General features: G+C 41.2%; 22 protein-coding genes and 2 tRNA genes. 11 read left to right on the top strand and 13 right to left on the bottom strand.

Annotated features, from left to right (window positions below; translation table 11 throughout):
- Positions 1–57: 57 nt before the first annotated feature.
- Positions 58–1,905 carry an ABC transporter ATP-binding protein gene (locus L1272_RS05680; protein ID WP_235372946.1) on the top strand — a complete coding sequence of 616 codons (1,848 nt, stop codon included), beginning with the start codon at positions 58–60 and terminating at the stop codon, positions 1,903–1,905.
- 74 nt (positions 1,906–1,979) lie between these two features.
- Here the strand turns inward: L1272_RS05680 and L1272_RS05675 are convergent, their stop codons facing one another.
- Positions 1,980–2,396, bottom strand: coding sequence for an MAPEG family protein (locus L1272_RS05675; RefSeq protein WP_235372945.1), 417 nt, complete (start codon positions 2,394–2,396; stop codon positions 1,980–1,982).
- A gap of 304 nt (positions 2,397–2,700) precedes the next feature.
- Here L1272_RS05675 and L1272_RS05670 point away from each other — a divergent pair, with 304 nt between their 5' ends.
- Positions 2,701–3,900, top strand: coding sequence for an Nramp family divalent metal transporter (locus L1272_RS05670; RefSeq protein ID WP_138601855.1), 1,200 nt, complete (start codon positions 2,701–2,703; stop codon positions 3,898–3,900).
- 66 nt (positions 3,901–3,966) lie between these two features.
- Here the strand turns inward: L1272_RS05670 and L1272_RS05665 are convergent, their stop codons facing one another.
- From L1272_RS05665 to L1272_RS05655, 3 genes are all read right to left on the bottom strand, one after another.
- Positions 3,967–5,193 carry an amidohydrolase family protein gene (locus L1272_RS05665; RefSeq protein ID WP_235372944.1) on the bottom strand — a complete coding sequence of 409 codons (1,227 nt, stop codon included), beginning with the start codon at positions 5,191–5,193 and terminating at the stop codon, positions 3,967–3,969.
- Positions 5,194–5,204: 11 nt separating this feature from the next.
- The gene (locus L1272_RS05660; RefSeq protein ID WP_235372943.1) at positions 5,205–6,587 is read right to left on the bottom strand and encodes an amidohydrolase; all 1,383 of its coding nucleotides are present in this window, start codon (positions 6,585–6,587) and stop codon (positions 5,205–5,207) included.
- A gap of 112 nt (positions 6,588–6,699) precedes the next feature.
- Entirely contained in the window at positions 6,700–7,485 is a 786-nt protein-coding gene (locus L1272_RS05655) for a hypothetical protein (protein WP_235372942.1), read from the bottom strand.
- 356 nt (positions 7,486–7,841) lie between these two features.
- On the opposite strand from L1272_RS05655, the gene L1272_RS05650 reads away from it, so the two are divergent.
- Complete coding sequence (locus L1272_RS05650) at positions 7,842–8,204, top strand: DUF3718 domain-containing protein (RefSeq protein WP_235372941.1); 363 nt, start codon at positions 7,842–7,844, stop codon at positions 8,202–8,204.
- Positions 8,205–8,257: 53 nt separating this feature from the next.
- Here L1272_RS05650 and L1272_RS05645 read toward each other — a convergent pair whose 3' ends face one another.
- Positions 8,258–8,953, bottom strand: a complete 696-nt coding sequence (locus L1272_RS05645) for a DUF445 domain-containing protein (RefSeq protein WP_138601847.1) — start codon at positions 8,951–8,953, stop codon at positions 8,258–8,260.
- A 112-nt stretch (positions 8,954–9,065) separates the two neighbouring features.
- Here L1272_RS05645 and L1272_RS05640 point away from each other — a divergent pair, with 112 nt between their 5' ends.
- Together L1272_RS05640 and L1272_RS05635 are read left to right on the top strand one after the other, a co-directional pair.
- Positions 9,066–9,926, top strand: coding sequence for a fructosamine kinase family protein (locus L1272_RS05640; protein ID WP_235372940.1), 861 nt, complete (start codon positions 9,066–9,068; stop codon positions 9,924–9,926).
- Positions 9,927–10,154: 228 nt separating this feature from the next.
- Positions 10,155–10,358, top strand: coding sequence for a CPXCG motif-containing cysteine-rich protein (locus L1272_RS05635; RefSeq protein WP_054561385.1), 204 nt, complete (start codon positions 10,155–10,157; stop codon positions 10,356–10,358).
- Positions 10,359–10,397: 39 nt separating this feature from the next.
- On the opposite strand, the gene L1272_RS05630 is transcribed toward L1272_RS05635, so the two are convergent.
- Positions 10,398–11,024: a riboflavin synthase subunit alpha gene (locus L1272_RS05630; RefSeq protein WP_235372938.1), complete on the bottom strand. Its 627-nt coding sequence runs from the start codon at positions 11,022–11,024 to the stop codon at positions 10,398–10,400.
- Between the two features lie 94 nt (positions 11,025–11,118).
- Between L1272_RS05630 and L1272_RS05625 the strand changes: the two genes are divergently transcribed.
- The 4 genes from L1272_RS05625 (at position 11,119) to L1272_RS05610 (ending at position 13,801) form a co-directional block, all read left to right on the top strand.
- Complete coding sequence (locus L1272_RS05625; RefSeq protein WP_235372992.1) at positions 11,119–12,477, top strand: MATE family efflux transporter; 1,359 nt, start codon at positions 11,119–11,121, stop codon at positions 12,475–12,477.
- Positions 12,452–13,471 carry a DUF3080 family protein gene (locus tag L1272_RS05620; protein WP_235372936.1) on the top strand — a complete coding sequence of 340 codons (1,020 nt, stop codon included), beginning with the start codon at positions 12,452–12,454 and terminating at the stop codon, positions 13,469–13,471. Before L1272_RS05625 ends, L1272_RS05620 begins: the two co-directional genes overlap by 26 nt.
- A gap of 114 nt (positions 13,472–13,585) precedes the next feature.
- Positions 13,586–13,662 (top strand) — tRNA-Val (locus tag L1272_RS05615).
- Between the two features lie 62 nt (positions 13,663–13,724).
- Positions 13,725–13,801 (top strand) — tRNA-Val (locus L1272_RS05610).
- Positions 13,802–14,072: 271 nt separating this feature from the next.
- On the opposite strand, the gene L1272_RS05605 is transcribed toward L1272_RS05610, so the two are convergent.
- Together L1272_RS05605 and L1272_RS05600 are read right to left on the bottom strand one after the other, a co-directional pair.
- A complete protein-coding gene (locus L1272_RS05605; protein ID WP_054554730.1) occupies positions 14,073–14,387 on the bottom strand; it encodes a DMT family transporter in 315 nt (104 codons plus the stop codon).
- A gap of 193 nt (positions 14,388–14,580) precedes the next feature.
- Positions 14,581–16,527 carry a glycoside hydrolase family 97 protein gene (locus L1272_RS05600; RefSeq protein WP_235372935.1) on the bottom strand — a complete coding sequence of 649 codons (1,947 nt, stop codon included), beginning with the start codon at positions 16,525–16,527 and terminating at the stop codon, positions 14,581–14,583.
- Positions 16,528–16,721: 194 nt separating this feature from the next.
- Between L1272_RS05600 and L1272_RS05595 the strand changes: the two genes are divergently transcribed.
- The gene (locus L1272_RS05595; protein ID WP_194442272.1) at positions 16,722–17,630 is read left to right on the top strand and encodes a substrate-binding periplasmic protein; all 909 of its coding nucleotides are present in this window, start codon (positions 16,722–16,724) and stop codon (positions 17,628–17,630) included.
- 40 nt (positions 17,631–17,670) lie between these two features.
- Here the strand turns inward: L1272_RS05595 and prpF are convergent, their stop codons facing one another.
- The 5 genes from prpF to L1272_RS05570 form a co-directional block, all read right to left on the bottom strand.
- On the bottom strand, positions 17,671–18,840 hold the full coding sequence (gene prpF / locus L1272_RS05590; RefSeq protein ID WP_194442274.1) for a 2-methylaconitate cis-trans isomerase PrpF: 1,170 nt from the start codon (positions 18,838–18,840) through the stop codon (positions 17,671–17,673).
- A 3-nt stretch (positions 18,841–18,843) separates the two neighbouring features.
- Positions 18,844–21,435 carry a Fe/S-dependent 2-methylisocitrate dehydratase AcnD gene (gene acnD / locus L1272_RS05585; protein ID WP_235372934.1) on the bottom strand — a complete coding sequence of 864 codons (2,592 nt, stop codon included), beginning with the start codon at positions 21,433–21,435 and terminating at the stop codon, positions 18,844–18,846.
- A gap of 117 nt (positions 21,436–21,552) precedes the next feature.
- Positions 21,553–22,677 (bottom strand): bifunctional 2-methylcitrate synthase/citrate synthase, encoded by a 1,125-nt coding sequence (gene prpC / locus L1272_RS05580; RefSeq protein ID WP_063704938.1) that lies wholly within the window; start codon positions 22,675–22,677, stop codon positions 21,553–21,555.
- A 24-nt stretch (positions 22,678–22,701) separates the two neighbouring features.
- A complete protein-coding gene (gene prpB, locus L1272_RS05575) occupies positions 22,702–23,577 on the bottom strand; it encodes a methylisocitrate lyase (protein WP_054561375.1) in 876 nt (291 codons plus the stop codon).
- Positions 23,578–23,661: 84 nt separating this feature from the next.
- Entirely contained in the window at positions 23,662–24,366 is a 705-nt protein-coding gene (locus L1272_RS05570; protein WP_054554723.1) for a GntR family transcriptional regulator, read from the bottom strand.
- A gap of 280 nt (positions 24,367–24,646) precedes the next feature.
- Here L1272_RS05570 and rsmF point away from each other — a divergent pair, with 280 nt between their 5' ends.
- Positions 24,647–26,086, top strand: a complete 1,440-nt coding sequence (gene rsmF / locus L1272_RS05565) for a 16S rRNA (cytosine(1407)-C(5))-methyltransferase RsmF (RefSeq protein ID WP_209326944.1) — start codon at positions 24,647–24,649, stop codon at positions 26,084–26,086.
- Positions 26,087–26,256 lie beyond the last annotated feature (170 nt).

Below are 26,256 nucleotides of genomic sequence, written 5' to 3'. Positions count from 1 at the left end.
TAAAAAACTACTCAAATGGTATAGTAAGGCCACTTTGATTTTTAAAAAGCGTCGTGTATGTATCGTTTATTTGAGCGGATGACTAATCCGTTTCCTAAAGAACAACCTTCTCAACCACCTAATAGCTTATTTGCTTTTTGCCGTCATTATACCCGTGGCATGGAGCTTTCATTGCTGCTGATGTCGTTAAGTGCCGCAGCACTTGCTATTTTAGAAGTATCGCTATTTAGTTACATGGGCCAACTTGTCGATTGGCTTGGCGAATATACTCCTGATACCTTTTTTGTTGAGCAGCAGGCTGAACTGACAAAAATGGCAATTATGTTGCTGGTGGTGTTACCTATTGTCGTGTTCTTTCACTCAGCGGTGTTACATCAAGCGCTGCTTGGCAACTATCCTATGTCTATCCGTTGGTTAGCACACCGTTATTTGCTTCGTCAGAGTGTTAGTTTTTATCAAAACGAATTTGCCGGCCGTATTGCGACAAAAGTAATGCAAACCTCATTAGCTGTTCGTGAATCAGTGATGAAACTGCTCGATGTATTAATGTATATCGTGGTCTACTTTGGCGCCATGGTATTTTTGGTCGCAGAATCTGACTGGCGTTTAATGTTGCCATTATTAATTTGGTTAGTTCTTTATGCCGCTATTCAAATGTATTTTGTACCAAAGCTCAAGAAAGTAGCCAGCTCGCAGGCTGATGCGCGCTCAGAAATGACCGGACGTGTAGTTGATAGCTATACTAACATTTCGACTATCAAATTATTCTCGTACACACAGCGAGAAGAACAATATGCCAAAGATAGCATGGATGTATTTTTACAGCCTGTATATAAGCAAATGCGTTTAGTTACTAGCTTAAACTTCTCTATCAACACCCTTAATTATTTATTGGTATTTAGTATTGCTGCCCTCTCTTTATATCTATGGTCAATTAGCGCCATCAGTGTTGGTGCTATCGCCATTGCGGTGAGTTTATCACTGAGATTAAACGGAATGGCACAGTGGATCATGTGGGAGATCAGTAGCCTATTTGAAAACATTGGTACTGTTGCTGATGGTATGAAAACCCTATCAACGCCGATTGAAGTGGATGATAAAGAAAACGCAAGCACTCTTACTGTTAATGAAGGGTCGATAAGCTTTGAGAATGTGCAATTTAACTATGGTAAAGCTGCCAACGAGACCCTCCGCGGCCCTGTTATCAATGGCTTAAATTTAGATATTAAACCGGGTGAGAAAATAGGTTTAGTAGGTCGCTCTGGTGCAGGTAAATCTACCTTAGTGAATTTGTTACTGCGCTTTTATGATGTTGACTCAGGCACAATTCGCATTGATGGTCAAAACATCGCTGAGGTAAGCCAAGAAAGCTTACGTAAGCACATTGCGATGGTGACGCAAGATACCTCGCTGTTACACCGCTCAGTAAAAGATAACATTCTTTATGGCAGACCCGATGCTACTGAAGATGAAATACTTGCGGCCGCAAAGCAAGCAGAAGCAATTGAGTTCATCGAAGACTTAGAAGACAGCAAAGGCAATAAAGGCTTTGCCGCACAAGTTGGTGAACGCGGTGTGAAGCTTTCTGGTGGTCAACGTCAACGTATTGCTATTGCACGAGTCCTTCTAAAAGATGCACCAATTCTAATCTTAGATGAGGCAACCAGTGCCCTTGATTCTGAAGTAGAAGCCGCAATTCAAACTAGCCTAGACGATTTAATGACCGGCAAAACAGTTATTGCCATTGCGCACCGCCTATCAACTATTGCGCAAATGGATAGACTCATTGTGCTTGATGAAGGTGGCGTGGTTGAACAAGGCTCTCACGAGCAACTAATTGCCCAAGATGGTATCTATGCTGCCCTATGGTCACACCAAACAGGTGGCTTTATTGGCGTTGAGTAGCTAGGTTTTCAGTATTAAAAAAGGCATTGTATGAGCATTCATTCAATGCCTTTTATATATGTTAGCAATGCTGTTTAAATCAAACGTAAACCAATTAAAACAAGCATCACACTATTTGCCAAAGCAGCGATTAAAAAGAAATAGCTGCGTGGGCTTGGATTCTGCTCAGTTGCTACACCATAATACAGCAGCATATGAATGATCCTGGCTATCACATACAACCAAATACACAGTGCAAACGCACTACTGTTCAAGTTTAAAAAGAACCCAAGAAATACGCTACCTAAAAATAACGGGCTATTTTCTAAGGTATTCATAAATGTGCGATGTGAACGAAATACAAAGCTATCGTGGCTTAATGAATTATCGAGTTTACCAGGCACCGCATTGGGCTGTTTGGCTTTAGTGACAGCGGCAACCACCCACTGAATTGTCAGCATAATCAGGTAAACATACACGGCCGCATATGCTGAAAGAGTAAGTTCAGGCATTTTCATTTCCTTTAGTTAAAAGCATATACACTTTGCAAGATACCTACCAAGCCAAAACTTAAAGCAAACCATTGATTTTAGGTGTGTTTACTTTAATTTCGTTATGCGTACTGTGCCATTACTACGTACTGTATATAAAAATTACAGTGTGGATTGGTCTAAGTTCAACTCGCTAACTTTAAGCGATTCACCTGTTTTACTTTACCCATACTAAGTCTGTCTATACTCTATATGCTCTGATTTCTAAAACATTAGCTGTTTTGCTAATAGTTAATGTATAAAAATAATAATAAAAGGTTTTATTATGCGTTTAGGGCCCGGACTGCTTGTCACCGCAGCTTTTATTGGACCAGGTACCATCACTACGGCAAGTGTTGCAGGTGCTAATTTTGGCTTTGCTCTTATTTGGACGTTATTGTTCTCAGTTGTAGCAACTATTTTGTTGCAATCAATGGCTGCTCGTCTTGGTGTTGCTACAGGACTTGATTTAGCATCTGCACTCAGAACCACCATTCAAACACCGATTTTTAAAGCCCTGGCTGCCATATTAGTGATCAGTGCAATTGGTATTGGCAGTGCAGCCTATGAAGCAGGCAATCTGACTGGTGCCAGTTTAGGACTGCAAGAAATACTCCCTTCAGTGAGTCCACTACTCTGGACTCCCCTTATTGCGATTCTAAGTGCAGTACTTTTGTATACTGGCAAACATAAAGTCATTGAGGGGGCGTTAATTGTTTTAGTGGTGTTGATGAGCTTAGTGTTTATTTCAACGCTGGTGATGGCGGCTCCGCCACTTGGTGAAGTGCTAAAAGGATTTATACCTAGCTTACCTGATAATTCAATTACCACGGTACTTGCCTTGATAGGCACAACCATTGTGCCCTACAACCTGTTTTTACACTCTGGGGTACTTGCAGAAAAACACGATAGTTCAAAAAATATCGACAAAGTAATCAAAGAAACAAACCTTGATACCGGTATTTCGATAACTTTAGGTGGCATAATCACGTTAGCTATCTTATCAACAGCCTCTGTGGCATTTTATGGTACCGATGCAGGTAAAATTTCAGCGGCCAATATGGCTGTGCAACTTGAGCCCCTTCTAGGTGGTATGGCTCATTATTTCTTTGCTATCGGTTTATGTGCAGCTGGACTTACTAGCGCAATAACTGCACCGCTTGCGGGTGCTTACGCTGTTTGCGGCATGCTTGGTTGGTCAACACAAATGAGTGATACACGTTTTAAACTGGTTGCTATCACTATCCTTGTTTTCGGTGCACTGGTCGCATCGCTTGGGCTTGATCCGGTTGCGGTTATCATCTTTGCGCAAGCTGCCAATGGATTATTACTTCCAATTGTTACCTGTTACCTTGTTTGGTTAGTGAATCAAAAATCGGTGATGAAAGGATACACTAATTCGCTTTTACTTAACCTTGTAATTGTGCCAGTAATACTGCTTATATTTGGCCTTAGCCTTTATAAACTAAGCAATCTAATTTTTTAGCTTTTAGTTTGAAAATATGTATTAAAAAAAGGCCGCAAATTTGCGGCCTTTTTATATGTTGAGCACTTATTTAGTATAAGCGCGTGGCATCGCTGAATCAGTTGTATAACGATCGCGTAGTTTGTCTTGACGCGCTTCGGTTGAAACCTCTTCACCGTTGATCCACATTTTGCTTACGTGTGAGTTAAGCTCAAATGGATCAGCAGACCACATAACTAGGTTTGCACGTTTACCTTTGGCAATTGCGCCTGAGTTTAAACCAAAAACATCAGCAATATTGCTGGTAACTGCGCTAAGTGCACCTTGTTGGCTCATACCGTATGACACAGCATTACCTGCATCAAAACGTAATTGGTATACATTGTGGCTTGAGTCACCAGCAACACCAATAATGACTTTTACACCCGCTTTTTCAAGCTTACCTGCGTTAGCAAGATTTGCATGCATAGAGTCAAAGCTACCCGGTAAGTTAGCCATAGAGCTGATGATCACAGGTACATCCGCTTTAGCTAATGTATCAGCAACCACAACAGCATCATCACCGCCATGAATCACTAAATTGATGCCATAGCTTTCTTTTAACTTAACAAGTTCATAGATGTCTGATGCGCGTTGAACACTGGCAATCAACGGCATATCACCCGAAAGCACAGCAGCTATAACTTTTTGCTCTGTTGATGGCTCTTTTTTGTCATCTTTTTTAGCTGACTTTTCGCCTTCAAGCTTGTCGATAAGAGTTTTCATCGACATAGCACGTGAGCCTTTACTCTTTTCACCTAAGTGAACAACAAGTGCAACTTGCTTTTTATTTACGCTTTCAAAGCTGCCTGATAGATCAACGACAGATGCAAGACCCGCAAAGATACTGTCACCACCGTTTGGTACAATCACATCTTGAGTAATACCGCCCTTGCGTGCATAAGGAATTAAGCTACTGCGTGGGTTGAATGCAAGGCTTGGATCAAAGTCAATGCCTGCTTTGTCGTCACCACCATCGCGCGACCCTGCAACAGCACTCACTTCGACTAAGCCTAATTGGTTCATAGTACCAATAAAGCCTGCAGTCACGATTTGGCCTTTTGCATCAATGGTAGTATCCGCGTTGACAGTCGCTGGGTTAATAGCAACAATTTTGCCATCTTCAATAACAACGCTTGCGCCTTCAAGTACGCCTTGCTCTGTTGAAGTGTGTAGTGTTGCATTGACAATCGCTACCGATGCAGCACTTGCTGTCGCAGAAAATAAGCCAGCAGCAACAAGTGACAGCTTTAATGATTTAGTTAATTTTGTCATCAATGTTACTCCTATTTTTGACCTAGCATGAAATCACTTTGTGCTTGGTATTTATCATCGTTACGATCATAAACTTTGGCACCATCGATAAATACTTGTTCAGCTTTCGCATAAACACTGAATGGGTTTTGGTTCCAAATAACCACATCAGCTTGCTTACCTGCTTCAAGTGAACCTGTTTTATCATCAATCCCCAGTGATTTAGCCGCGTTTGAAGTGATCCACTTAATTGCGTGTTGCTCAGAGATGTCATAACCCACATCATTCGCGCGATACATCACTTTACCGGCTTCTTGGTTTAAGCGTTGAATCGTTGTATCAGAATCAGAGTGAACAACGGCACATGAATTTTTAACAGCATCTACAATTGCTACGTTCTCTTGAACCATGTCGTAGGCTTCCATTTTAAAGCCCCACCAATCTGGCCAAAGTGCCGCACAGTTACCGTTCTGGGCAAGTAAGTCAGCAATTTTGTATGCTTCAACACCGTGATGGAAAGTACCTGAGTGATAACCAAATTCTTTACCGAGGTCGATCATCATGGCCATTTCTTCTGCTTTATAACAGTGGTTATGGATTAATATGTCACCTTCTAACACACCTGCTAGCGTATCTAGCTTGATGTCGCGGTGAGGTGCTGCAGGGTTTTTACCTGCGGCATAATCACTTTCGTATTTATCCCATTCACGTTTGTATTCTGTCGCTTCAATCCACGCTGTGCGGTAGCCCGCCATGTTACCCATACGCGTTGATGGTAAAACACCTTTGCGGCCATAAACACGTTTCGGGTTTTCACCACATGCCATTTTTAAACCATACGGTGCTTCAGGAAATTTCATACCCTGCATCGTGTGCGAAGGAATGTTTTTAAGCGTTACACCACGGCCACCAATTAAGTTTGCTGAACCTGGTAGAATTTGTAATGACGTAATACCGCCTTCACGAGCACGGTTAAAGCCAGGATCTTGCGGCCATACTGAATGCTCAACCCATACTTCTGCAGTCACAGGGCTGGTCATTTCATTACCATCTTGGTGAGATGCCACTGATGGAGTTGGGTATGCACCTAAATGTGAATGCACGTCAATAATACCCGGTGTTACCCATTTACCTTCTGCATCAATTGTTTTATCAGCTTGTACAGATAGGTCTTTACCTACTTGTTGGACTTTGCCATCTACAAAGAATACATCTGCGTCATCTAAACGCTCGCCTGTGCCGGTTAAAACAGTGGCATTAGTTATTAACGTACTTTGTGATGCAAGTGGCTGATAAGTGCTTGGGTATGGGTTTTTGTTAATTGAGACTTTTGGATCTTGTGGGCCATTGTCTTGGCAGCCCGCTAACGCGACACCAAGCGCCATAACCAACAAGGATGGTGCAAATTTTTGCATTCTTACGTTCCTCTTTTTTATTATTTAACTACTTTAACTAATTGTTAATTCTAATGCGAGTAAACGAGGCCAGTCACCAATATTCAAGACGAATAACCAGCCTCACAGAGCACTATTTCTTTATGTAGTTGTTATATAACTGCTCTAACGCACCTTCGGTAGTTAAGCTCGGATCTTTGTTGATAAAATGTTTCACAGTTCGAGTTACAAAGTCTGAGTTTTGCTTGTGCTGCTTGGCAAAACTTTTAATCAGTGAAACTGCATCGTTAGCTGCGGTTATTTTTTCGTGTCGATGGCGGTATTGACTCAATGCACGGTTAAAATCACCATTATAATCTTCGACCACCAGCTTATAGAATTCTGTTCTGTCGACTTGTAAATCATTAATGCAGTAATTAAGCGCGTCTTTAAAGTCATAAAAGACTTTGCCTTGCACATCAAATTCGGCACGCTTCTCACGAATAGTGACACTGGCATCTTCAGTTGCATAGCTATAACCTTGAAATGCTAATCGCTCTGCTGCCTCTGCACCTAACTTCATGCCTGCTTTAATACTGTGCACAAACTCATCACTCATATCGTGAAGTTCACTTTCATGCCACATGTGATAAATTCTCAGCGCTTTTGCATACTTTGTTGAAAGTTTCTTTTTAAGCTTTGTCACTCGCCCATCAATAGTTAGCACTCGTTCGTTATGCAGTAATGCAAAGCACTCATAACATGCTGGAATTGATATAAATTCGGCCTCTTCGCCTAAATCTATAATGCTTTGCAGCATATGCAGTGGCGGACAAAAATCTCGCTCAGTTGCTTCACAACCACAATAAAAACATTGATTAAAGTGTTTTGATTCAGATGCATAGGCTTGTTGATAATAGCCTGCTAATTTTGTGGTCACTGATGCTCCTTATACTCTGATTAGCCTTTTAAAGAAAAGCTAGAGTTAATACTTAAATGTAACAGCCACGTAAATATCAAGTCTTAAATACGAGCTAATACAGGATTTTTAAAAATTAATTAAAAAATTTTAAGGCTAATTGTGTCAACATTCACACTTTAAAATAGCACTTATCAAGCGGTTAGTTTTGTTTGATCATATCTACATACTTACTTACATCTTGTCGATTTTCATTAACAGCAATTGTTTTTGTTTAGCGTAATACTTTAAATGTGCCCAGCAAACAGGAAGTGTGCAGTATCCATAATAGCCAGGTCGCACAAATGTTACGTTATAGACAACAACTGGAGAGAAAGATGAATACGTTAACTACAGCACTAGGTACAGCAATAATTTTAGGTTCTTCACTAGCAGCAACTGATGCAAGTGCAGCCCAATTTGTCGCAGCAGATAACTCAGTTGGCACTCAAGCGTGTATGGCTATTGCATCAAATAAGCCACTCAATGTAATCGGAACTATGCGCGATTTACGCTTAAGTAAACGAGTAATGACAGAAAAACTATTTTGCAATGATATGCCAACTAATAAGTTTGTTAGCACTTATGGGTTGCATAACTCTGCGAAATACTTAAATTTTGACATAGCAACAAAAACCAGTATTCAAGATATCGCTAAAGTATCTGATGACACTGTGATTGTAATTGCAGGCTCAAAATAATGATGAATACACAGTAGCAGGTCTTTGAAGGCCTGCTACAAATTCCTTCTTCATTAGACTAGCGCAGCTATCAGGCCAAATAAGCCGCCAAACACCCCACCCCAAATTACTAACCAACCTAAATGTTCTTTGATCATGGTTTGAATAATATCTTTTACCATGGTTGGTGTAAGCTCATTCAATCGTTCATCAACTAAACGCTCAACTGTACTGTGTAATGAGCCACCAAGGTGAGATTTTGCAAATAGCTTTTCATCAAGAATGGTTTTAAATTCGTCGCTCTTCGAAATATCAATAACCGCCGCTTTCATTTTTTCAATGAAAGGTTCGCGCATTGGCTCGAGCGCATCACGGCCACCAAACATCGACAGCATGCCACCAAATTGAGAGTTTTCGATAACCTCAATTAAAGAGTCATAAGCCGGACTTAAATTAACTTCACTGATCACAGGCTCTAAATCAATATTCGGTTTAGCGAGCGCCATGACCTGATCGATTTTTTCTTCAGCGAAGAACTCGGTCATTACCAAGTTACGAATCGCCACCTTAAAAGACGCAAACTTTAATGTTATAACACCAGAGCCGTATAAAAATGGTACTTTTTCGAATAGCATGTGAATAGCAAGCCAGTTTGTTACTGCGCCCGATAACGCAAATAAACCAACAGAAAGCACAATTGCTTGTTCAAATAAAAATCCGACTAATACTAAGGCAAGTGCCACTAAGTTAGTAATGAGACTTTTATTCATCTGACCCCTCATAAATACTTCGATAAACTTTAATAATATTAACGCTATGGGTTTGTTAATTCATCGTCTTTTTGCCATAGTTTAATTATATGGTTAAAAGGTGAACAAAATTATGTGGAATTCGGTGAATGAACAGATTAGCCAAGCGATGCATTTTGATTTTAAGCATACTTTTAAGCGCCAATTACAATCACCCAATAACGATAAATACTTCCAAATTGGCGATGATTTACACCACTTCTTTGTGAAAGTCGCTCACTTAAGTGATCTGGAGCGCCTAGAGTGCGAAGCCTTTAATCTAGAGCTGTTAACTCAAGAAAGCTTATTTATGATCCCAGATTGCATCACCACAGGTTGCAATATTGAGTTTTCATTTATCGTGCTTGAATGGTTAGAACTTGATAAACAGCCCCATACCAATTGGCATGAAATGGGAGAACACCTTGCTCATTTACACCAAAAGCATACCCAAGCCATGTTCGGCTTAGATAACGACAACTTCCTTGGCCCAACTCTACAACCTAATCGTTGGCACAAAAAATGGGATGTATTTTTTGCTGAAGAACGCATTGGTTGGCAATTGCAGTTATTACAAGAAAAAGGCATTGAGCTTGTCAATCAAGACACCTTCATCGCTTTTGCTAAAGACGCACTGCATAGCCATGTTGTAGAGCCTTCGTTATTACACGGTGACTTTTGGCGTCGAAATATGGGCTTTTATAATAATGTACCCAGTGTATTTGACCCTGCTTGTTATTATGGTGATCGGGAATGCGATATCGCAATGAGTGAGCTTTATGCACCACTTCCCGATAGCTTTTATGACGCCTATAACGATATCTACCCATTGCAGGTAGGCTACGAGCAACGTAGGGCCATCTACCAACTATACCCTATGCTCAATAATGCCAATATCTTTGCAGGGCACTATCTTACTGAAGCAAAACAACAAATTGATCAGCTCCTGAAATAAGCTAAAAATCACTGTAAAAGGAATGTCACAAACCGCTAAACACAGCTATATTTAGCTTATAAAGCGTATTAATAAAGATGCTAACCGAATTGGTAGCACTACGCTTAAATAAATTCGGTTAGTGAGTTATATCAATCTAATTAAATCTAGATTCATTTTTGATGAGTTAGGGTTTAATGAAGATTGCAATTTAACGAACTCAGGCATGCCTGATTAAGGTAAAAGCTGATGAAAGACCAATACACACAACGGATTTCATGCCCTCACTGTGGCCACCACATTCACGTAGCACTTGATGCAAGTGACGGTGACCAAGATTACTATGAAGATTGCGCAGCATGTTGCAATCCCATCCATTTGAATATGCATATCGATTACGCACACAACAAACTCGAATTACATGTCGATAGTGACGACGAGCAAATTTTTTAATTTGCTCGTTTTTATACTTATTTAGCTCGTTTATTGTATTTATTTTGCTTGTTGCGATAGATAATTTTCGACCGTGTTGATAATGGTATAAGTTTGCTGATCGACTTCGATATTTAACTTATCCCCTTCGCGGTAGTTATCGAGATTGGTAATAGAGAGTGTTTCTGGGATCAGGTGTAGCCAAAAGCCCTGCTCATCAACTTCACCTACAGTGAGGCTTGCCCCGTTAACGCTGACAAACCCTTTGTACAGCACGTATTTTTGCCACTCTTTTGCTAATGCTAATTGCATTTTACAGTTGTCTTGATGGTGTTTAATTGAAAGTATCTCGGCTATACAATGAATGTGGCCCGATACGATATGCCCACCTAGTTCAGTCCCAAAAGTCACTGAACGTTCAAAATTCACCGTCTCATTGACAGCCAGCTTACCTAGGTTTGTTAACTTCAATGTTTCATCAATCACATCAAAATTTATAACACAGCAGCCTTTCGTGTCTGATGCAAACTTCACCACGGTTAAACAACAACCATTAATGGCTATGCTAGCGCCGATATTCAGGTTTTCAGCGTATTGCTGTTCTACTTGTAAAGCTAGCCTTAGTACACCGCCTTGGTTAGTAGCATCAACCACAACGGCTTGCGTTTGCACAATTCCAGTGAACATCGCTTTCTCTTTTCTTCATTAAATAGATAACTGCGATTTTTATTGATCTATGAATAGATTACAATGGCTGTCTGTTTATTTAGTTGTGTATTTTATGTCTTTTTGTAGTTGGGAAGCCAAAAGGTTAATTTCGTTAGCCATTCCTGTTTTTTTGGCACAGGTAACCCTTATTTTAATGACGGTTGTAGATACCGTGATGGCAGGCCAAGTAAGTGCAACAGACTTGGCGGCACTTTCTATTGCAACAGGTATTTGGAATCCGTTAATGCTTGCATTGCAAGGCATATTATTGGCGTTAACGGGTATCATAGCGCAGTTTGCTGGTTCAAACGATAAACAAGGTATTAGTCATTATTTTCAACAAGGTCTGTATCTGGCGTTAGTACTTGCCATAATCGGTTTAGGGCTGGCAAGCCTTGCTGATACAGTGCTTAGTCAATTAGACACCTCACAGTCTATTACCCACTTAGCTGAGCAATACATTCATTTTGTTAAATGGGGTATTTTTGGTTTTTTACTTTTCAGTGTGTACCGCAATATCACTGAAGGTATGGGAATGACCAAACCTGCTTTCTACATTAGCTTAATTGGCTTAGCGGTCAATATTCCTGCCAATTACGTATTTATACACGGTAAATTAGGTTTTCAAGCCTATGGTGGCGCGGGCTGTGGTATTGCCACGGCGCTGGTATTTACAGCAATGGCGTTAACTCAGGTTATTTATTGTCACTTTAATAGAAAGATTGATGCCAAAGCATTGCTAGCCAATTTTAGAGCGCCAAAGCCCGCTACTTTATGGACTATCACCAAAGTGGGTATTCCAATTTCATTAGCTACTTTTTTTGAAGTTACGCTATTTGCCTGTATTCCTTTGTTTATAGCGCACTTAGGTGCTGTTGCTGTTGCCGGTCACCAAATTGCAGCCAGTGTGACGACTTTATTGTTTATGATGCCGTTGAGCCTCTCAATTGCGATTAGCATTCGAATAGGCAATTTATTTGGCCAACAACATTATCAACAGTTAAAAAATGCCGTTAAAACAAGTTATATTCTCGCGGCAATTATTGCTTTTCTGCTGGCAAGTGTGACCTTTTTTGCCCGAGATATTATAAGCCAATTGTATTCTGACAACCCTGAAGTATTAGCCCTTGCCTCTTCAATCATGGTACTTGCTTGTATCTACCAGTTACCAGATGCCCTGCAAGTTTCTGCCAATGGTATTTTGCGGGGGTTAAAATACACGGCACCAATTGGTTATATCACCTTTGTATCCTATTGGTTGATCGGCTTTGCGCTTGGCTTCGTACTTGCTCGTACAGATTTAATTGTTCCAGCAATGGGCCCTCATGGGTTTTGGATAGGCATTATTGTGGGGTTAAGTGCCGCAGCAATTATGTTGATGTTCACTGTTCATAGGCGATTTAAACATGCACCTTTTTTGCAAAACCAATAGCCTTCTAAACTCTATCATCGCAACAGCGTGCGTGGCACTTATTGCCTGCACGCCCTCTTCCGGTGATGTAAACCACACCTACGCGCAAAGATTAGAAAACGTGCTTAAAACCGAAAGTTTTAAGCTATCTAAACCAAGTACAATAACTGTTAACCACTTTACTGAAAATACTGAAGATAAAGCAACCATTGGTATGCTTGAACTTGCCCAATTACGTCAGTGTAAACTTGCAACCCTTATTGCTGAGCACAATAACCAGCTTGGCAAAACAGCAACGCCTGCTAATGTTCTTAGTTATCAAATTAAGTTTATTCAAAGCGCAAATGAATGCTTAGAAAGCTTTGAAGAACAAGATGAGCTAGTTGAAAAAATAAAACTCACCGCAGTACAAAAGCAGGCAAACCTTGCTAACTACTTTAAAGCTATGCTGCTCAACGAAAGCGAGTTTAAGCAAAGCTGGCAGCTAAGCTCGACACACATTGATGAAAACACCGCAGGTTTTAGCGAAACCGTGAGCGCGATGGAGCAAATTGCTAAGTTAAACAATCAAATTAATACCGGCAAAATAAACGCTATAGAGCCAGAGCAAATCATCAACCAACTCGAAGTATTAAATCGTTTTAAATACAACAAGCTACTCACTTCTGCGGCTCGTGTGCAAACACATTACAATCAACAATTAACAGCGCTGCTCATGAAGTATTCAAAAGATGATCTCTGCCCTGCAAACAAGAATAAACAAAAAGCGCAAACGCTTAGTAATGTTTTTAAAAAGTTTTATTTAGAGCAACTACAGCCTTATCAATCATTCTTAGTGGGTCGATTAGAAACTCTACAACCTCTTTACCAGCAAATATGGCGTGACACCGAATTGGCCCAGTTTGTAGATAGCGACAGTAATGACGCAATTTTACAAAGTCTTAAGCACTCTGCGAAAAGGCATGTTGCTTGGTGGCAAGGTTTTTACAGAACGTGCGAAATTAGTCCGTTATGAATAAAAAACCAGCACTTAGCACAAAAATAGCTAAAGCTGCTTGATTCACACAACTAGTCGCTATATATTAGCCTCCGTTGTTTAGCCACGCTAACAACAGTTTTAAATCAAAATACAACCGTAGCTCAGTTGGTTAGAGCACTACCTTGACATGGTAGGGGTCGGTGGTTCGAATCCACTCGGTTGTACCATGATTTAGGTATAACCAAATCCCTCTTGGTTATATCATGGCTTTTCCAGTCAAACATATTGTACGACCGTAGCTCAGTTGGTTAGAGCGCTACCTTGACATGGTAGAGGTCGGTGGTTCGAATCCACTCGGTCGTACCAATTATATCTTTATTGCTTCTTTGTAATTCTACAACTTCTATTAATAAGTACATTAACCTAAAAAGATTTACTCAGTTGGTTAGAGCACTACCGCTCTCTATGACCCACGCCAAAATCGGTGGTTCGAATCCACTCGGTCGTACCAATTCTTAATGTTCCAAATTTAAAATATGTAGTTCTGTTGGTTAGCGCACGACTGCTCCAATCGTTTGCTCTCAGTCTCATACCCTGAATTAACATTATGAAACTGAGTAGGAGCAGTAAAAATTTATTAATTGGCGAGTTTCAAACCAATAATGCCAAGGGCGATTAGTAGTAAGCTGGCTATTTTTAATAGACTCACGCCTTCAGCTAATAGTGTCATGCCTATTATTGCTGAGCCAATAACGCCGATACCAACCCAAACCGCATAAGCCAAACTAAGTGGTAATGATTTGAGCGCCACACTTAAGCAATAAAAGCTGGCAGCCATGGTTAAGATTGTAAAGAATGAAATGAGGGGTTTTGTAAAACCGTCAGATTGTTTTAAGCCATAAGCCCAAGCGACTTCAAGTAAGCCAGCAGCAATAAGTAGGATCCAATTCATGGTCGACCTCTTTATGGGGTCGTCCCCGAATTTAATTACAACTTTAAGGTCGTCCTTAAAGCGGTGTAGAACATCACCACACACGGCGCAATTTAGCACGCCCAAATTACCAAGGCAACTATAGCCATAAAAAAGCGAGCAATCTGCTCGCTTTTTTATACTTGGCTTTTATTCGTCGCCTATAAACTCACAGTTAGCGACCAATAATCAGTGCGCCACCTTGAGCTAATAAGTTTAAGGTTAACTTGCCACTGTTACTTACTGTGACTTGCTTAGTACCAGCGCTGCCATCTTTTTTATCAAACAACAGGGTGATTTTTTTACCCGCTAACATAGGTAAATCGATATCGAATTTTTTGGTTTTATTTTCACCATTCACGGCTGCTACCCACCATGTTTGTTGATGACGCCTTGCGATCGTTACATCTTGACCCGGTTGACCTGCAATATAGCGTGTTTCATCCCATACCGTTGGCATCGCCTTTAAAGTATCAATAACAAATTGGGGTTGCTCTGCAAGGTTATTTGGCGTCAGGCCAAAATGTTGCACTGGTGATTGATAAAGCACACCTGTTGCCAGTTCAAATGCATCTGTGGTTTTACGAATAGTGCCGACGGTTTGATCTTGCGATAAACGTTTGTTTAAAAACACTGGGGCAAAATCCATAGCGCCAATAGCATTACGAGTGAATGGTAAAATAGTCGCGTTATAGGCATGTAAATCTAACGAATTTTGATGAAAAACAAGGTTCTCCGATGCCAGTACCGCTTCAGAAGTGACGAAGTTAGGATACATTCTTTCCCAGCCACGCGGGATGGTGCTGCCATGAAAGGTGATCACTAAACCATACTGATTTGCATCTGTAAGAATATCTTCATACAGTTTAATGGTTTCTTGTTTATCACCACCAAAAAAGTCTACTTTCAGCCCTTTTACACCAATGCTTTGCAGCCACGCCATTTCAATTCGACGTGCAGGTGCACTGTTCATTCTATTTTGTGGGGTCTGTGGTGCATCATTCCACCAGCCATTTGAGTTGTACCACAAAATAACATCAACGCCCTTTCCATTGGCGTACTTAACCAATTCAGCCATTCTCTCGCGGCCAATGTTTTTATCCCACCAATTGTCGATTAATACATATTCAAAATTTAATGATGCAGCTAAGTCAATAAATTTGATTTGGTCATCGTAGTTGATACTTGGGTCTTGCCAAACAATCCAGCTCCATGTTGATCGACCCATTTTATAATTTTGACTTGCTTGATAAAGTGGTTTAACCAAATCAAATGCCACGGTTGATTCAACAATTGGTTTTAAACTTGTTCCTAACGTGATGGTACGCCAAGGTGTGGTTGCTGGCATTGCCATAGCGGCATAAGTTGCACCAATGCCATTGTTTTCACCGGCCTGAGGAAATGAAATACGATATACACCGTCTTTCGTGCCTTCGCTTAATTTTGAGCCAACATAATGGCTATCAACACCGGTTTCTGAAATTAAAAGCCAACCTTTATCGCTATTTTTAAATAATGCAGGAAAGGTATAACCCACGCCATTCGCTGACGGTGTTCCAAGGGCTTCGTTAAAGGTGTAAGGCTCTTCGTAACTTGGTTTTGTTTGCATCCAGCCCGTTTCAGGTAAGGCTTGTGGTCTTATAAATGTAGTTGCATTATCTGGTAGGTTAAAAGCACTGTATTCAGCTAACACCTTGATACGGGTATCTGTTTCAGCTCCCGATATCTGATAACGAAATGCAACATCGCTATCAGACACATTAAACTCGACGCCAAGTATTCTGCCGTCTTGGTTTTCAAATTGCGCTTTGAGTGTATTCGCTGTGTAATTTATGTCACTCACCTTCGCATTATGCAATTTATAGCTTTTATTGACCGAAGCGGTTGTATGGCTTTTATATTTGAGGATTTGTGAAAAATCACCTAGGTTGGTATTTAAACCAAGCTCTGATTGCTGCAAAAAAACCTGATTGCCATAATTTACGCTATAAACAAGCTGGTTTTGTTGTTTTTCGAGTTTTACAGTTATTTGTCCATCAGGGCTTGTAACGCTAAGCGGTAATTGTGCGTGAGCAAGCATAGAGCTTGTGAGAAGTGATATATAGAGACTAAGTTTTATCATTGTTGTTATCCTTAAGTTGCAAAAGCATTAAGTGATATCATAATACAAATACAAACTTTTTGTCACTCGAGTCTACAACTATAAGCTGTGACCGAAAAATGTACTCCATAAGTTAGATATTGTTACAGTTCCTAGGTTGTATATTTACGACAAAAGGCTAAGCTTTAGATAAATAACAAAAACTTAAACAATTTATGAAACTATTAACAGTGCTCTTTTTATTCGCCTCATATCAAGCCCTTGCGGGTCTAACACCTGTTAGTTTTGAAAAAAATGGTGAAATCGTCACTGAAGAAGCGGTGCGTTTCAACGGCGGATACGGTTATAACCTAAGTGCCAAACATGTTTTAAAGCTCGTCACTTTAGATTGGCCTCCTTATATTGACGAAAACTTGTGTAACAAGGGCTGGCTCTATCAATTTACTGTCAGCTCACTTCTTGAAAAAGGTTATGGCATACACATTGGTTTCTACCCATGGGCGCGTGCCGTAAGAGAAGCTGAATTAGGTCGCGCTGATATTCTTTTTCCTGAGTACTTCATTGAAGATGATGTTGTATCAGATAATTTTCTTAGTAAAACTCGCAACAATTTACTTGCTTTAAGTCATGAAATACCTGGTGGAGATCTATCATTCGTGGCGTTAAAAGGAAATCAAATCCCTTTCAATGGTGATTTAAAATCAGTTGAGAATTTACCTATTGGTGTAGTCCGCTCTTATAAAAATACCAAAAAACTCGATGCTATGATTGATAATAAAGAAATCGATACAATCGTCGCAAATAATGAATACCAGTTAATCCATCTTTTACTAAGTAATCGAGTAAGTCTGATTGTGGCGGACCTTGAAGTTCTTAAAGCCAGTGTTTATAAGTCTGAATTATCAATTAGCGGCAAACGACAAATTTTAGAATCACTGGTCGCGCTAGAACCAAAGCTTGAATACAAACCGCTTTATTATTCTATTAGTAAATCAACGCCGCACTGGCAAAAAGTTTTACAAGATTTAAATGATGAAATTGAACTGATGCAACAAAGCGGCAAGTTTGATGAATATATTGAAGGAATGAAACAACAGTGCTACGGATCAGACAAAGCGGCGTAACCGCCGCTTTATTTTGATAATATCAGTACGCGATTGAGTACTACTCGGGCACTCTAACCCAACCTTCCATCAACACACGCGCACTTCGGCTCATACTTGCTTTAGTGACTTGCCAATTGCCATCAACAAGTGTTGCAGCAGCGCCGACTTTTAAAGTGCCAGAAGGATGACCAAAGTTTACCTCTTGTCGCTCACCACCGCCTGCCGCAAGATTTACTAAAGTTCCAGGTATGGCAGCTGCAGTACCTATTGCTACCGCAGCCGTGCCCATCATAGCATGGTGCAATTTACCCATCGACATAGCACGTACCACTAAATCAATATCGGTTTCATTTACAACTTTACCGCTTGATGCGTGATACGTTTTAGCAGGTGCTACCCAAGCCACTTTTGGCGTATGTTGGCGTGCCTTTGCTTCATCAATATGAGAAATTAGCCCCATTTTCAACGCCCCGTAGGCTCGAATTGTTTCTAATTTTTCAAGTGCCGATGCATCACCGTTAATGGCTTCTTGCAGCTCTGTGCCATCATAGCCAACTTCACTGGCGTTAATGAAAACTGTAGGAATACCCGCATTGATCATCGTTGCAGACAACATACCAATACCCGGCACTTCTAGCTCATCGACTAAGTTACCTGTTGGGAATAAGGCCCCTTCGCCATCTGCAGGGTCCATAAATTCAAGTTTTACTTCAGCGGCTGGAAAGGTCACGCCATCAAGCTCAAAATCACCGGTTTCTTGCACTTCGCCGTTAGTAATTGGCACATGTACTATAATGGTTTTACTAATATTGACTTGCCAAACTTTAACTTCGACAACGCCGTTGTCTGGAATTTTGCTGGCATCAACAAGGCCGTTCGACACAGCAAAGGCTCCGACTGCAGAAGTTAAATTTCCGCAGTTACCACTCCAATCAACAAACGCTTTATCGATAGCTACTTGACCAAATAGATAATCAACATCGTGATCAGGTTTCGCGCTTTTTGATAATATTACCGTCTTACTGGTACTTGAGGTTGCACCGCCCATACCATCAGTTTGTTTTTGGTAAGGATCGGGGCTACCAATCACACGTAACAACAGGTTATCGCGCGCCTCACCTGCCACTTGGGCAGGCTCAGGTAAGTCAGTTAAGTTAAAGAAAACCCCTTTACTGGTGCCGCCACGCATATAGGTCGCTGGCACCTTAATTTGTGGTTTAAACGCCATCGCTTAGTGCTCCTCAGATTCTAAAAAATCTTGCGCGAAACGTTGCAGTACACCACCCGCTGAATAAATTGACACTTCTTCAGCGGTATCTAAACGACACGTCATTGGTACTTCAACGATTTCACCATTGGCACGGGTAATTACTAGTGTCAGTGTTGCACCTGGTGTTGGCTCACCTTTGACACTAAAACTCTCACTACCATCAATACCTAGCGTAGTTCGCGTAGTACCTGCTTTAAACTCAAGCGGTAATACACCCATACCAATTAAGTTAGTGCGGTGAATACGCTCAAAGCCTTCTGCTGCAATCACTTGAACACCAGCTAGGCGAACACCTTTTGCAGCCCAGTCACGTGACGAACCTTGACCATAATCAGCACCAGCTACAATGATAAGCGGTTGTTTGCGCTCCATGTAGGTTTCGATAGCTTCCCACATACGCGTCACTTTGCCTTCTGGTTCAATGCGAGCATATGAACCTTGCTTCACTTCACCATTTTCTTTAACCATTTCATTCAATAACTTAGGGTTAGCGAATGTAGCACGCTGTGCTGTTAAATGGTCACCTCGGTGAGTAGCATAGGAGTTAAAATCTTCTTCTGGGAGACCCATTTTAGCCAAGTATTCACCAGCAGCACTTGACGCTAAAATCGCATTCGAAGGTGATAAGTGGTCAGTAGTTATGTTGTCGCCCAACACAGCTAATGCACGCATATCACTCAGAGAGCGTTCACCCGCTAATGCGCCTTCCCAATAAGGAGGACGACGAATATAGGTACTTTGTGGACGCCATTGGTAAAGTGGATCGTTGTCTTCACCGTAATCTACACTTAAGTCAAACATTGGCTCGTAAACCTTTTTAAATTGTTCAGGTTTAACACTTTGTTTGATCACTGCATCAATTTCTTCATCTGATGGCCATAAATCCATAAGGCGAATTTCGTTACCTTGTTGATCATGGCCTAATACATCTTTTTCGATATCAAAACGAATAGTACCGGCGATAGCATAAGCAACAACCAGCGGCGGTGAAGCTAAGAATGCTTGTTTAGCATAAGGGTGAATACGGCCATCGAAGTTACGGTTACCCGAAAGTACAGCGGTTGCGTATAAGTCGCGGTCAATCACTTCTTGCTGAATTTTTGGATCAAGCGCACCACTCATGCCATTACAGGTTGTACATGCAAAGGCAACGATACCAAAACCTAGTTGTTCAAGCTCAGGTAATAAATTTGCTTCTTCTAAGTAAGACTTAACCGCTTTAGAACCCGGTGCCAGTGATGTTTTAACCCATGGCTTACGAGTTAACCCTTTAGCGTTAGCATTACGCGCAAGTAAACCTGCGGCAATAACATTGCGTGGATTACTAGTATTCGTACAACTTGTGATTGCAGCAATGATACAGGCACCATCTGGCATTAAGCCTTCTTCATTCTCTAAGGCGCCAGTGATACCCGCTTTATCAAGTTCGCTTGTTGCAACACGGCGATGTGGATTTGAAGGGCCCGCAATATTGCGACCAACTGATGATAAATCAAAGGTTAACACACGCTCATATTCTGCCGTTTTAAGGCTATCACTCCAAAGGCCAGTTTCTTTTGCGTAAGTTTCGACGAGTTGAACTTGCTCTTCTTCACGGCCTGTTAAACGTAGATAATCAAGCGTGTTGTCATCAATGTAAAACATCGCAGCTGTTGCGCCAAACTCCGGCGTCATATTAGAAATAGTTGCTCTATCGCCTAATGTAAGTGCATCGGCACCTTCGCCATAAAACTCAAGGTAGGTCGATACAACTCTTTCATTACGTAAAAATTCGGTGATCGCTAATACGATATCGGTTGCAGTAATACCCGGTTGTGGCTTGCCTTTGAGCTCAACACCCACAATATCAGGTAAACGCATGTAAGATGCACGGCCAAGCATCACGCTTTCAGCTTCAAGACCACCTACACCGACTGCAATAACACCTAATGCATCGACCATAGGTGTGTGGCTATCTGTACCAACTAATGTATCTGGGAATGCCACGCCGTCACGTTTTTGGATCACAGGTGACATTTTCTCTAAATTAATCTGATGCATAATGCCGTTACCCGGCGGGATCACATCAATATTTTTAAATGCTGTTTTCGTCCAATTAATAAAGTGGAATCGGTCATCGTTACGACGGTCTTCAATAGCACGGTTTTTTTCAAATGCGTCAGGTTCAAAACCTGCGTGTTCAACCGCTAATGAATGGTCAACAATTAACTGTGTTGGTACCACAGGGTTCACTTTTGCAGGATCGCCGCCTTTTGCAGCAATGGCATCACGCAGGCCTGCTAAATCAACTAACGCTGTTTGACCTAAGATGTCGTGACACACAACGCGCGCAGGAAACCATGGAAAATCTAAATCACGCTTACGGTCAATCAATTGCGACAGTGCATCATTTAGCATTTCAGGGTCACAGCGACGAACTAAGTTTTCGGCAAGTACTCGCGATGTGTAAGGAAGTGTGGCATAGCTGCCTGGTTTAATTGCATCAACAGCAGCGCGCGTATCAAAGTAATCGACGCCGGTGCCTGCTAATGGTTTTCTAAAGTTTGTATTCATGATGATTCTACTTGTACTTGGTGACGGTGAACAAAGGTGGGCTGATTGTTTTTGTATTTATTTCGCCCCTTCATAAAGGGGCAGCTAAGCTACCCCTATCACTGATTTAATTAACGATTAACGCTCAGAAATTGGCGTATAGCTGCGCGCTTCTGGTCCCGTATAATCTGCACTTGGGCGAATAATACGGTTATTAGCACGTTGCTCTTTCACGTGTGCTGTCCAACCTGTTACACGGCTCATCACGAAAATTGGCGTGAATAACTTAGTTGGAATACCCATGAAGTGATACGCAGATGCATGGAAGAAATCAGCATTACAGAATAATTTCTTTTCACGCCACATAACTTCTTCACAGCGAACAGACACTGGATAAAGCACATCGTCACCCACTTCTGCTGCCAGTTTTTCTGACCACTTTTTGATGATCACGTTACGTGGATCTGATTCACGGTAAATGGCATGACCAAAGCCCATGATCTTGTCTTTACGCTCAAGCATGCCCATCAGCGCATCTTCAGCTTGGTCTGCACTTGTGAAGCCTTCAATCATATCCATAGCCGCTTCGTTTGCACCACCATGTAATGGACCACGTAAACTACCAATCGCCCCCGTTACACAAGAGTGAATATCAGACAATGTTGATGCACACACACGCGCAGTGAATGTTGATGCATTAAACTCATGCTCTGCATAAAGAATTAAAGACACATTCATTACTTGCTCAAACAGTGCTGATGGTGCTTCGTCATGTAATAAACGTAAGAAGTGTGCACCAACCGAATCATCATCAGTTTCAGTGTCGATGCGAACGCCGTCATGGCTAAAGCGATACCAGTAACAAATAATGCTTGGGAATACAGCAACCATACGGTCAATTGCATCATTCGCTTCTGAGAAGTCTTGCTCCATTTCTAGGTTACCTAGCATAGAACAACCCGTACGCATTACATCCATTGGGTGCGCGTCTTTAGGAATGTTTTCAAGCACTGTTTTAAGTGCATCTGGTAAACCACGTAGTGATTTTAGCTTTGCTTTATATTCAGTCAGCTCAGACTCTGTTGGTAATTCACCGCGCGACAGTAAAAAAGACACTTCTTCAAACTGTGCTTTATCTGCTAATTCACTAATATCATAACCACAATAAGTTAAACCTGAACCTGATTTACCTACTGTACACAGTGCTGTTTCACCTGCTACTTGACCACGTAAACCTGCGCCGCCTAATGCTTTATCTACCATGAGTGTTCTCCTTATATGTTGTCGTTATGATTTTTTAGCTGAGAAAAGGTTATCGAGTGTGTTTTCATATGAGTGATAATCTAAAAACTCATATAATTCCGCACGTGTTTGCATATTGTCTACTTGGCTTTGTTGCGAGCCTTCGCTAAGAATAGACGAATACACATTAAGTGCTGCTTTGTTCATCGCTCTAAATGCACTGAGTGGATAAAGTACAATTTCAACACCCACTTCACTTAATTGCTCTTTTGTATAAAGTGGCGTTTGACCAAATTCGGTGATGTTCGCAAGAATTGGCACATTTAACGCTTTAGCAAACGCTTGGTAATCTGCTAAATCATGCACCGCTTCTGCAAAGATAGCGTCTGCGCCAGCTTCAACACACGCTGCTGCGCGGTCAATAGCTGCATTTAAGCCTTCTTTTTGGAATGCATCAGTACGCGCCATAATGTAAAAATCACTGTCTGTTTTAGCATCAACCGCAGCTTTAATACGGTCAACCATTTCATCTTTAGACACGATCTCTTTATTAGGACGGTGACCACAACGTTTTTGTGCTACTTGGTCTTCAATATGGAAGCCCGCTGCACCTGCTTTGGTCATTTCTTTAACGGTACGAGCAATATTAAAAGCACCGCCCCAACCTGTGTCAGCATCAACAAGAAGCGGTAAGTCGGTAGCGCTGGTGATTCGACGAATATCTTCAAGTACGTTATCAAGACTAGTCATACCTAAATCTGGCATGCCGTATGATGCGTTAGCAACACCCGCACCTGAGAGGTAAAGTGCTTGGTGACCGGTTTTCTCTGCCATCATTGCGCAGTACGCGTTGACGGTGCCAACCACTTGTAATGGCTTGTTGTTGGCGATTGCCTGTTTGAACTTTAATCCTGCTGACATTGGATAACTCCTATCTTTGAACGGTTTCAGCTCTTTGGCTGACTCTATTTTTTAAATCTAAATTGTGACTGTTTAACTACGGCGCTACTGATTTTTTGCTGCGAGCAAGTCAAACTTCGTCTGAATATTTGCCTGAGACGCACTAATATGGCGCTTCATAAGCATTTCGGCTAATTCACCGTCATGATTTTCAATGGCATTAATAATAGCTAAGTGTTCATCAAACGCTTTTGATACACGCGGCCCAACCATGCCCATTTGTACACGGTACATACGAATTAACTGGTACAACTCATTACATAACAGATGAATTAAGTGTGCGTTTTTCGACCCTTTAATAATGCGATAATGAAAATCAAGGTCGCCCGCTTCTTGGTAGTATGATTCACCTTCTTTTACACGCTGTGTTTGTAAGTGCTGATTCAATAACTGTTTTAAACCCTGCACTTCTTCAGGTTCCATGTTGTCGGCAGCTAACCGACAAGCCAGCCCTTCTAAGGCACTACGAACCTGATAGACTTCGATTAAACGCTCAGCTGTTAGTGCAACAACACGACAACCGACATTTGCTTTACGCTCTACCAAATAACAGCTCTCTAAACGATTTAGCGCCTCACGTAAGGTGGCACGGCTTACACCATAGCGTTTAGCAAGTTCTGGCTCAGAAATTTTGCTACCCTGCTCGATGGTGCCTTGGACAATTTCACGACGCATGTCGACAAACACTTGGTCTGAGGCTGTTGTTATCGTGATATCGTTGTAGTTATCGTTGGCTTTTTGCTCTGTCATAATAGGTCTATCAAAGTACTAAATTAAGATTGTCGACAATTTATGAGTTCACTATGCGCCCTAACATTGAAACTGTCAACCTTGAGATCTGAAAAATAGGCTAAAAAACCAGCAAAATGTCGACATAAATTGATATTTATCAAAAATAATGGCTATAAAGAACATTTATATTAGCAATATGTCGACACTTCAATATCGCTCTTAAAAAGCTAAAAATATCCCCTGATAGCGCTATAAATGGTATGATCCAGCTATTATTACGTGATGTGAGAGCCATTTAGTGGACGCTAATACATATATTCCTGACTCATTTATTGATGATGTAAAAAGCTACCTTCCTGAACATTTATCATTAGACGACTTTATTGCAGCCTGTCGCCGCCCACTAAGACGATCTGTTCGCGTAAATACATTAAAAATGTCAGTCGATGAATTTCAGCGTCAATGTGCCAAAAAAGGATGGGAGTTAACAGCAATTCCATGGTGCGAAGAAGGGTTCTGGCTAACACGACCAAGCGACGAAGAAGCCGCCCTTGCAATCGGTAATACCGATTTACATTTAAGTGGTGCTATGTATGTGCAAGAAGCCAGCTCAATGTTACCGCCGGTAGCACTGAGAGCCGAAGTTAAGCAAAGCGACGCGGTACTTGATATGGCATCGGCACCAGGTTCAAAAACATCACAAATCGCCGCCATGATGGATAATAGTGGCGTGTTAGTGGCCAATGAGTTGTCATCGTCACGCTTAAAAGTATTGGCTGCAACCCTCAAACGTATGGGTGTGGGTAATTGTGCATTATCACATTTTGACGGTGTGATATTCGGGGATTACATGTATGAGTGCTTCGACAACATTTTGCTAGATGCCCCGTGTTCAGGTGAAGGCACGGTTCGTAAAGATTCAGACGCCCTAAAAAATTGGTCAATCGAATCTAATATTGATATTGCTGCTGTGCAAAAAGCCCTTATCAAAAGTGCCTTTTATGCCTTAAAACCAGGCGGCACATTAGTCTATTCGACCTGTACTTTAACACCCCTTGAAAACCAACAAGTGTGTGAGTATCTATTAGCAGAGTTCCCTGATTGCATCGAAGTACAACCGCTCGACAGCCTGTTTGATGGCGCAGACAAAGCGACAACCAGTGAAGGTTATTTACATGTTTGGCCGCAAACTTACGACAGTGAAGGTTTCTTCATCGCTAAATTTAAGAAAGTAGCATCAAGCGATAACCCAAATCAAAAAGTTAAAAAAGGCGCATTTCCGTTTGCTGAATTTGATAAAAAGCAAAGCCAAGCGTTTATGCAAACAATTAAAAAACAGTTCGGTCTAAAATCACTTCAAGGCACCTTAATGCAACGTGATAAAGAGCTTTGGTTGTTTCCTGATGGCTTTGATGAACTGCATGATAAAATTAAATACTCACGTTTAGGTATTCAACTTGGTGTGATCCACAAAGGCGGTGTTCGCTTAACTCACGAGTTTGCCACTGTCTTTGGCCAAGATTGCGATAAAAATACCTTTGAGATGTCTGCTTGCCAAGCAAACGATTACTTTAACGGTAAAGATATTAGGCTCGAAAAACCAACGCAAGATAATGGTGAAGTAGTTTTAATGTTATGTGGTTGTCCGGTAGGCCTAGGTAAGTGGCAAAAGAATAAAATTAAGAACTCATTACCTCGTGATTTGGTCCAAAATGCCCAGTTGATAACTTGGGTATAAGTTGCGCATAAAGACTGTATAAATAAGGCGCTAATTTAGGTAAAAAGCTGTAACAGACTGATTTTAAACCAGTATAAAATTTGTACATTTACCGTGCAATTTCCTGTTGATTAACTACACTTAAAAGTACTTTCTACTTCTCCCTACTGAATTTAGAAGGTGTTTTTTTA

The sequence above is a fragment of the Pseudoalteromonas sp. PAST1 genome, from assembly GCF_021532515.1.
In the GTDB taxonomy this organism is placed as follows: Bacteria; Pseudomonadota; Gammaproteobacteria; order Enterobacterales; family Alteromonadaceae; genus Pseudoalteromonas; species Pseudoalteromonas simplex.
Note: the sequence above shows the minus strand (reverse complement) of the source record. Positions and strands in the feature narration are given on the sequence as shown.